The organism is Aquimarina sp., assembly GCF_977115655.1.
Window position 1 is genome coordinate 1 of the sequence record NZ_CDSBKO010000132.1, and the last position, 3,685, is coordinate 3,685.

The 3,685-nt window shown below is 36.7% G+C and carries 3 protein-coding genes and 1 pseudogene; all 4 read right to left on the reverse strand.

Going from position 1 to position 3,685, the window contains the following annotated elements; all coding sequences use genetic code 11:
* Positions 1-383, reverse strand: a pseudogene (locus ACZIYX_RS23705) (hypothetical protein); the annotation flags it as partial.
* 18 nt (positions 384-401) lie between these two features.
* The gene (locus ACZIYX_RS23710; RefSeq protein WP_462684741.1) at positions 402-593 is read right to left on the reverse strand and encodes a hypothetical protein; all 192 of its coding nucleotides are present in this window, start codon (positions 591-593) and stop codon (positions 402-404) included.
* Positions 594-657: 64 nt separating this feature from the next.
* Complete coding sequence (locus ACZIYX_RS23715; protein ID WP_462684742.1) at positions 658-1,035, reverse strand: hypothetical protein; 378 nt, start codon at positions 1,033-1,035, stop codon at positions 658-660.
* Positions 1,036-1,044: 9 nt separating this feature from the next.
* On the reverse strand, positions 1,045-3,685 hold a 2,641-nt coding region (locus ACZIYX_RS23720), incomplete at its 5' end, for an eCIS core domain-containing protein (RefSeq protein ID WP_462684743.1).

Consider the following 3,685-nt stretch of genomic DNA (forward strand, 5'->3'; position numbering starts at 1 on the left):
TCTTCCTTTTTTTGTAACTTTTCTTTTTCTTCGCAAGTAGCGCATTTGGTTTGGATCGGAGGAGAAAAAGTCTGAGAAACATCCCCCTTACCCCCTTCTAAAGGGGAATTGCTTTTTGGATCGCTTAATCTTTGTACTACTTTATCTGCCATGGCATCAGCCTCGACTTCGTACTTGTCATTTGGTTTGCCTATGGTTAGTTTGGGCTGTATACCTCCCTGTTCCCCTTTAACAGAGGGTGTGTTTTTATTAAAAAATGGGGTTGTTTTTTCTGCAGATTTTGAAAAAAAGCTTCCTTCCCCTTCTTTTTTAAAGAAAGGTTGCCGCTTTGCCTGAATTTGACTTTGCGAAGTGGTGCTTTTATGTGTTTCTGCGGTTTTCAATTATCTGTTAGTTGTTTTTTAAATCATTTTATCTTTTGCATATACTATTCTTTTATTTACCCTGTTGCACTTGTTGCTGTATTCCTCGAAGTCAGGAGACTTTGCGGAGCGGGCAGTTTTTTCCAGATTTGCTATTTCTTCTTCTGTGGCAACATTCGGAAAAGAATTCCAACCATTTTGTTTTAGTATTTCTACTATATCCTTTGTCATAATTTCCCTCTTTTTATTATTTCTTCTTTATATGATAATAAGCATGATATAATGGGCAGTGCTATCAAGGAGAAATTACACCTTGAAATAATGTTAATTCTGCCATCCATTCTTCTATCTCATCAATTACTTTTTGCCTATCTCGGGTTTTCATTTTCCGATACGGTTTATCCCAATCTTCATCTTTTATTAAAACAGTTTCATAGTACCCTTCGGGAGAAGCTTCAGGATACCACCCTAAATCTATAATGAAAGGGTAATTTTGATGGCTTATCTGTAACATATTCTGAGTAAAAAGATTCCATGGGTTATTTTCATAAACTCCATCTATTTTAATATTATCTCCAGGCTCTAACTCCAAAAAATTATTATAAACCATTACCCAAGCAGTTGGTATTCTTAAGGAACATAGTTTGATATTTTTGAGTGCTAATGTTTTCATATTTTAAATTTAGTCAGGAAAAGAAATTCCATATTGTGATCTTAATCTTGCAGGACTTATTGGGTGACTATGTATATTTCCGGAAGAATACTCTGCTCTCATAATTCTTGTAGGAATGCCATTATCATATCCTATTATTCTGTCAAATTTATAAAATCTATAAAAAGTGCCTCCTCCTTGTGGTGCTAATACTCCATCTAATAAAGCTGTCCTCTCCATGCCTGTAATCGTTCTATGAGGATAAACATATTGTGCCGCTCCGCCACCACTACTCATACTTTCGGCATTATCAATCACACTTCCTCCTCTTCTCACTGCCCTAAAGTGTTTATTTCCATGATTTGAAAAAGTCCCTTCATGAATCATTCGTTTATATATTTTTCTAACATTCCAACCTCCATGAGCAATTACGTCTCTGGAAACTCCAGAAATACCTATTGCTTCTAGCTCTCTATGAATAAGACTATACTCTAGTTCCCCTAGCTGAACCGCTGCAGCATCTGGATTTGTTCTAAATAAATCTTCTATAGCTTGTAATCTGTCATTAAGCGAAGGATTATCTTTGAGCGTTCTTTGATATTTTACTCTTATTGGTTGACAGGGTGATGCACAAACTTTAATGGTTCCATTATCAAAATACTTAATAGTCCTTCCATCATGCAACTTTCTTTCGAATACCTTTGTTGGTTTTCCAATAATAGCTTTTGACTCTGTATGATCTCTATCTCCGGGCCTTGTCAGTTTATCGTCCTTCTTTGTAGAGGTTCTAGTCTCAGGAGTAGTGGTTTTTTTTCCATTGATTTCGTCTAAAACATCATTTGCATTCGTTTTACTTACCCGAGCTTCTGTTTCAGCTTGTTTTATGATGGCTTCGGCTTTTGCTGGATCATCTACTGTGGATTCTACAGCCAGGGCTAGTTTCTTTTCGGTTTCAACAAGTCCTTTTTCTATATTTTGAGAACTCTTCAACCAAAACTCCCGTCTTTCTTTCCAAAAAACGGATTCTCCTTTAATGACTTCTCCTGCCTGTGCTCTTAGGAACTTAAAAAAGTCGGGATCTTCGGCAGCCATCCTCATCAATGTTAGTGTGTTTCTTACATTGCTGATAATTTCGACAGGATTTTTAACCATGTTTACCACCTTTGATCCTGCCGCCAGAATTGCTTCTGAAGCTTTGGGGGGCAGACTCTTTATTGATTGCCACATCTTGGCAGGTAATGCTTTTAGGGCATTAATTAATTCCCCTGCACGGGCAAGGGCAACGATAGTTTCTATCCCTTTTAATGCGATTTTGACAGCACCATAACCTGCTGCAAAAATCAAAATGATGTTGACGATAAGGTTGACCACCCTAGATGTCCAAAAAACAGCTTGTTTACATGCTGTAAAAGGTCCTTCTATCAAAGAGGATTCGAGCATAAGTTCCCCCCACATTTTGCTAATGGCATCTCCGGGTGCGCCAAATACCATTCCCATGGCTTTAAAGAAACCAAAAACACGATCTTTATTTTCTTTACAAAACTTACCTCCGCTAGCATAATAGATGACTAATCCAATGATATCTTTTATCGCAATCACAATATCCACAATTGCAACTATAATGTCTATTACTACTGTAATTAAACCCCAAATAATCCCAAACAATCCACAAACTGCGTATTCTAAGAAAGATGTTAAATAATCAAACCCATTTACAAGTTTGTCCCAACCCCACTCTAACCAATTTTTTTCGATATTATAAATTGGTAATAACCCGGGCATTAATACTCGTAATTCTTCATAATCGGCTTGTTGCATATCTTCCATTAATGCTTCTGCTGCCGTCTGATCCCATTTTTCTTTACAAATCTTGTCTAGTTCATAAAGAACAATATTTCGTAATTCTTTTGGGACTCTTTCAAAATTAGCCACTATAGCACTGCTATCTGCAATACCGGTATAGCCAGAAATCAAGTCCCTGATTTTGGATGCAATCCAGTACGCTGCATAACTTGCCGCAATACTATTTCCTGAGGCAAAGAAATGAAGAGAGAGTTTATGGGCATCTAGTGATGTCATATCTCCAAAAAGATATTCGGCAGTATCGTTACGATTATAGCCTGTAACTGATCGAAGTTGTGTTAATGATTTTCCTAAAAGGTCTCCGGTAACAGAAGTACTTCCTGTATAAATACTTAGAATTGAATTACTATTACTTTTTGATGTATACCCAGACAGATAGCTGTATACTTGATTGGCAATAAGTCTATCTGCCCGGTATGCATTAACCTTAACCAAGTGTGCAAACAACTCGTTCCAATCTGAAGTAACCATATCAGAGTATAACCAATCCAGCGTATCATCTACACTATATCCAGCTTTTGAAGCTACACCTAATAGAATTTTATTGGTTGTTGCTTTTGAAGTATTTTTAAAGTTTTTCCATATAATGCCACTATCATCAGAATCTGTCCATCCATCTAGTGCATCATAAATATTATCTATAGCTGTTTGTGCTGTTGAGTTTTCATTTTGCTTCTGAAGATTTGGTACTTCTTTTTTTTGAATTACTGCTCCTTGCTGTAGGGTATGTGTCAATTCGTGGGCAAGCAAGTGTTGCCCCGAGGTACTGCCAGGGTTATATTCTCCTTTATTAAAATAAATATCACTA

What these genes read in the sequence shown, in the direction of transcription:
- ACZIYX_RS23715 (WP_462684742.1), bottom strand. Translation starts at nt 1,035, where the DNA reads ATGAAAACATTAGCACTCAAAAATATCAAACTATGTTCCTTAAGAATA.
- ACZIYX_RS23710 (WP_462684741.1), bottom strand. Translation starts at nt 593, where the DNA reads ATGACAAAGGATATAGTAGAAATACTAAAACAAAATGGTTGGAATTCT.